The 5239-nt window shown below is 60.6% G+C and carries 5 protein-coding genes; 4 read left to right on the top strand and 1 reads right to left on the bottom strand.

The genetic code is table 11. The features are described 5' to 3' along the window. Window positions 1-11: 11 nt before the first annotated feature. Window positions 12-848, bottom strand: a complete 837-nt coding sequence (locus Q0693_RS00705; protein WP_298628297.1) for a DegV family protein — start codon at window positions 846-848, stop codon at window positions 12-14. Between the two features lie 186 nt (window positions 849-1034). Here Q0693_RS00705 and Q0693_RS00700 point away from each other — a divergent pair, with 186 nt between their 5' ends. The 4 genes from Q0693_RS00700 to Q0693_RS00685 form a co-directional block, all read left to right on the top strand. Continuing rightward, window positions 1035-2072: a glycosyltransferase family 4 protein gene (locus tag Q0693_RS00700; RefSeq protein ID WP_298628294.1), complete on the top strand. Its 1038-nt coding sequence runs from the start codon at window positions 1035-1037 to the stop codon at window positions 2070-2072. Continuing rightward, a complete protein-coding gene (glf, locus tag Q0693_RS00695; protein WP_298628291.1) occupies window positions 2069-3190 on the top strand; it encodes a UDP-galactopyranose mutase in 1122 nt (373 codons plus the stop codon). The genes Q0693_RS00700 and glf overlap by 4 nt, the downstream gene beginning before the upstream one ends. Before the next feature lie 110 nt (window positions 3191-3300). Continuing rightward, window positions 3301-4458: a glycosyltransferase gene (locus tag Q0693_RS00690; RefSeq protein ID WP_298628288.1), complete on the top strand. Its 1158-nt coding sequence runs from the start codon at window positions 3301-3303 to the stop codon at window positions 4456-4458. Between the two features lie 23 nt (window positions 4459-4481). After that, a partial coding sequence (locus Q0693_RS00685) for a glycosyltransferase (RefSeq protein WP_298628282.1) occupies window positions 4482-5239 on the top strand: 758 nt, incomplete at its 3' end.

The raw sequence follows: 5239 nt of genomic DNA, 5'->3' as shown, positions 1-5239 counted from the left end.
GCACCCTTTGCCTATTCTAGCGAGTAGGCGTGGATGGCTATAGCCCCGAGGCCCACGTTGGCGGCGATGGTGGCCCCGCTTCGCGTGATACGCCCCTTTTCCAGGCGCAAAGCCCCCTCCAGGCTTTTCTTTAAGCCCTCGATCCACTCGGTTCTGGCATCGGTATGGGCGATGGTGATGCGTGCCGGCCGTCCTTTGAGCTCCTCGAGGACGAGGCGGGCAAGAACCTCGGGCACCGAACCCTCCTTGGCCACCTTGAGGAAGCGTATGTGCCCCTTCTCAATCCGCAAGATGGGACGAAGGCCGAGGAGGTTGCCCACCACCTCCCCGAAGCGGGGAAGACGGCCATTCCGGGCCAAGTGGGATAAGTCGGCCACGCTGAAGTAGAGGCTGGCACGCTTAAGCCTCTCCCACTCCCGTACCACCGCCTCCTCCTCCGCCCCCTTCCTCAGCATTTCCACCGCCCTGAGCACCATGGCCCCAAGCCCTCCGGACACCATCCCCGAGTCCACTACCCGGATGCGGGTGGGGGCTACCTTGAGGGCTGCTTCCCGCGCCCTATCCACAGTTTTGGAAAGCTCCCCCGAAACGTGGAGGGAAAGGATGCGGTCGTATACCTGAAGATAACGCTCGTAAACCTCGGCGAAATCCTCCACCCCCGGGGGCTCAGTCACAGGCTCGGCCCCCGCCCGCATGGCCTGGTAGAGGGCATCTGGGGTAAGTTCCTGCCAGTCCTTGTACCTTCTGCCCGCCAGGTGGACATAGATGGGCACCACACCCACTGCTTCTTCCCCCAGCACCTTTGGGGATAAGTCCGCTGCCGTATCGGTGACCAGACCCAGCTCCACACCACTCTCCTATACCGAGTCAAAGGATGGAGGACTATAAAATGGCAAGAGGGGTTTTACGAATGATCTCGGGAACCCGCATGATATACCTGCTATCCCCGCACCCAACCCTAGCCTTTAAGGGGATTGCGACTTTTCCTTCCTTGGCAGGAAAACGGAGGGTGGAAATCCTCTTCCCGTAACCGTATGAGAATTCTCTTTTTGACCGATGCGAAAACCGTAGGGGGAAGCGAGGTTTACTTAAGGGAAATGCTCCCCCGGCTGCGCCAACTGGGCCTCGAGGCGGAAGTGGCCATGCCCTTAGCGGAAGGGACCGCCCCTATTCGGGAGGCCCTGGCTACCAAGGGGATAGCCGTCCACGCTTACCGCTCCCTGGGAGAACTTCCCCGAAACTACGATCGCATCGTGGCTTCCGCCTGGTATCCGCAAAGCTACCGGCGGTTCTACCAAAGATTTCCCCGTCTAACCGCGCTTATTCACGATCAGATTGAGATTTTTTATCCTCTTGGTCTCCATTACCTCTACCGCCTAGGCTACCGCTTACTGCAAGTGCCCAACCTGGTCCGCGCCGAGGCGGTGATCACCGTTTCCCGCTGGGCTGCACGCTGGTTGCAGGAGGTGCACGGGGTCAAACGGGTCTATTCCGTGCCCAACGGAGTAGATACGGAACGGTTCCGGCCGCCCGTACCCGGAGAAAAAGAGGCTCTCCGAGAACGCTATGGCTTAAAGAGATTCTCCGTCATCGTCCCCGCCCGGATGAGTCCGGAAAAGAACCACCTTGCGGTTCTCCTAACCGCAAGACTTCTCCCCGAGGTAGACTTTCTCCTGGTAGGGACGGGAGAACTCATGAAACTGTGGCAGCACACCACTCGCCTCATCAACCTGAGAAACGTGCACTTCCTTGGGCGCCGGAGCGACATGCCCGAGCTTTATCGGGCTGTGGATGCCATGCTCCTGCCCACTTTAGGAGAGAATCAAAGCCTGGCCACCCTCGAGGCCATGGCCTCGGGCCTTCCCGTGGTAACCACACCCATTCCAGCCCAGGAAGAGTTAGTAAAGCACGGAGAGACCGGCCTCCTGGTGCCGCCCCGTCCTTCCGCTATCGCCGCCGCCTTGAAACGGTTACCTGGGGACCTGGGAGCCAAAGCGCGCGCCTTCATCCAGACCCACCATACCCTCGAGGCTAGCGCCAAGCGCCTCTTTACCATTTTGGAGGAAACGTGAAGGTAGACTACCTTATCCTAGGTGCCGGCTTCACCGGGGCCACCCTGGCGGAGCGCATCGCCAGGGAGCTGGGCAAGAGGGTATTGGTGGTGGACCGGAGGCAGCACATCGGGGGGAACGCCTACGACGAGTACGACCCCTCCGGGGTCCTGGTCCACCGCTACGGCCCCCACATCTTCCACACCCAAAGCAAGAAGGTGTGGGACTACCTCTCCCGGTTCACGGAGTGGCGCCCCTACTACCACCGGGTGCGGGCGGTGGTGGAGGGGAAGCCCGTTCCCCTCCCCTTCAGCCTGGCCTCCCTGAGGCGTCTCTTCTCGGAGAGGCTGGCGGACCGGTTGGAGGAGAAGCTCCTCGCCCACTTCGGCTACGGGAGCCGGGTGCCCATCCTGAGGCTCAAGGAGGCCCAGGACCCCGACCTTCGCTTCCTGGCCGAGTACGTGTACAAGAACGTCTTTGAGGGGTACACCCTGAAGCAGTGGGGCTTGCGACCGGAAGAGCTTTCCCCTTCGGTAACGGGGCGGGTCCCCATCCTGGTGAGCTACGACGAGCGCTACTTCCAAGACCCCTACCAGGCCATGCCCAAGGAGGGGTACACGGCCCTTTTCCGGAGGATGCTGGACCACCCCAACATCAAGGTCCTCCTGGGGGCGGACTGGAAGGAGGTGGAGGGGGAGGTGCGCTTCCACCGCCTCATCTTCACCGGCCCCATGGACGAGTTCTTCGGCTACCTGCACGGACCCCTGCCCTACCGCTCCCTGCGCTTCCGGCTGGAGCACCACCCCCAGCCCTGGTTCCAGGAGGTGGGCACGGTGAACTATCCGGGCGAACACCCTTTCACCCGCATCACCGAGTTCAAGCACCTGACCGGGCAGGACCTCTTGCCCCACACCACGGTGGCCTATGAGTACCCGGAGGCCTACACCCCGGGGGAGAACGAGCCCTACTACCCCGTGCCCCGGGAGGAGAACGAAGGACGGCTTAGGCTTTACCAGGAGGAGGCGGCCAAGTTGAAGACCGTCCTCTTCGCTGGGAGGCTTGGCGACTACCGCTACTACAACATGGACCAGGCGGTGGCCAGGGCCTTGAAGCTTTTTGAGGAGGTGGCTAAGGGGTGAAGGAACAGGTAGCCCACATTTTCCCCGGTATGGGGCGGGGAGGCGGTCCCAGTGGATATGCCCGTCAGCTAAGGGAGGCTCTAGAACTTCTCCAATGTTCCCACTGTGCCGTGGAACTTCTTTTCCCTCCACCCCAGGTCCACGAACCCCCCATCAAGGGAAAGGGCAAAGGTTGGCCCGCTCTCCTGAAGGGCATTCTCAAGCAATTTCCCAAGGTCTACCAGGCCCTGAAAGCGGTTAAGGAGCATTGGGACTTCAGGGATCTCCTGGACCGCTTCACCCTCTCCCAGGTGGAGGAGATGAAGCGATCAAGGGTCCTGGTGTTCCACGAATGGTGGCTTGCCCACGCTTATCTGGAGAAGGTCGGCCGCCAAGAGGGGCAGAAGGTGCTCCTGATGTCCCATTCTCCTGTGGAGTGGGCGCGGGAATATGCAGATACCCTTAAGTCCTATGCCGGCCCCTCCCTCCTATGGGAGGTCGTGTATGGGCTTTATGCGAAAAAAGAGCTTCGCACCTGGTCCTCTTGCGATGGTCTCGTGGCACCAAGCCGTCACTCCCTGGAAGGGTACTTTCCCGGCAATGGGCGAAAGCGAATCCGGGAGCTCCGGGTACTAGAGCTACCAACAGGCGTGCAAGAGCTCGTGCCCAAGAGGCCTCTTGAGGAGGTGCGCAGAACCTGGGGCCTGCCGCAGGAGGCCATGGTGCTGGGATTTTTTGGGCGGAGGCATCCCCATAAGGGCTATGACATCTTCTACCGCTTAGCCCTGCTAGCCCTTGGGAGGATGCCGGAGCTGGTCTTTGTAAGCGCGGGAAACGGACCTCTAGCCCCTCCGCCCGTACCCAATCTGCGCCACTTGGGGTTTCTCGCTGGGGAAGAGTTGGCCGATGCCATAAACGCCTGCGATCTCATCCTCGTACCTAACCGGGTGACCTATTTCGATTTGGTGATCCTGGAAGCCATGTCCTTAGGAAAGCCCGTGATCACCACCCGGATAGGAGGGGCCAGGAGCATCCTTGCCCCCGGCGTATACCTTGTGGACCATGCGCAATTGGGCCCTGAAGAGCTCTTGCGGCTGGTGGCCCATTTGGCCCAACGCCGGGAAGCCCTATCCGAGGCCGGTAGGGAAAACAGGCGGGTTTATGAAGAGCGCTATAGCCTCAAGGCCTTCGCTAGGAGACACTGCCAGGCAGCGGAAGCCCTCTTAGAATGGGCCAGAGGAGGTTCATGTCCAGACCCCTTCGTATCCTTCACACTCTCCCAGGCCTAGGCTTAGGGGGGCTAGAGAGGTTTGTGGCAAACCTGGCCCTGGCCCTGGACGCGGAGGGCTTGGAAGTAGCCTTGGTCAGCCTACAAGAACCCCAAGGAGGGGAGCTGGAGGAGGTTTTGGGGAAGGCGGGCCTCCCCGTGTACCATTTGGGAGCAAGGGGAAGGTTGGACCCAAGGGCCTTTGTGCGCTTTGGGAAAGTCCTCTTTCGCCTTAGACCCGATATCGTGCATTCCCATTGGCATGACCTCATCTACCCCCTGGGGCTTCCCATCTCCCGAAAGGGGTGGGTCTATACTGTACACAACCTTCCTGAACGTGAAGCGGGACCCAAGGGGAGGCTGGTACGGCGGATGGCCATGAGGCTGGGAATGGTACCGGTGGCGGTTTCCCAGGCGGTGGCCACCAGCTTCAAGGACCTTTACGGTAGAGAGGCTTTTATGATCCCAAACGGTATTCCCCTTTTCGCCTTTTCCCTGGGGGATGAGGCCAGGCGGGCTTGGCGGAATGAGCAGGGTTTGACGGAAAGGGACACGGTGTTCCTTTTCCTGGGGAGGTTCTCTCCGCAAAAAGACCCTCTCCTCCTCCTGGAGGCCTTTTCCGAGGTCCTACGGGGGAAGGAACACCTTTGGCTCTTTCTGGTGGGGGATGGCCCCTTGCGCCAAGACCTCGAGGAGGCGGTGATAAGGAAAGGAATTGGAAACCGCGTTCGTTTTCTAGGGGTGCGTAGGGATATCCCGGAAATCCTGGCGGGGGGAGACGTGGTAATCCTTCCTTCCCGCTA

The organism is uncultured Thermus sp. (genome assembly GCF_938010445.1).
Lineage (GTDB): Bacteria > Deinococcota > Deinococci > Deinococcales > Thermaceae > Thermus > Thermus altitudinis.
This window is presented reverse-complemented; position numbering and strand designations above follow the sequence as displayed.

Coding starts and splice junctions, on each gene's coding strand:
- Q0693_RS00700 (WP_298628294.1), top strand. CDS start 1,035: ATGAGAATTCTCTTTTTGACCGATGCGAAAACCGTAGGGGGAAGCGAG.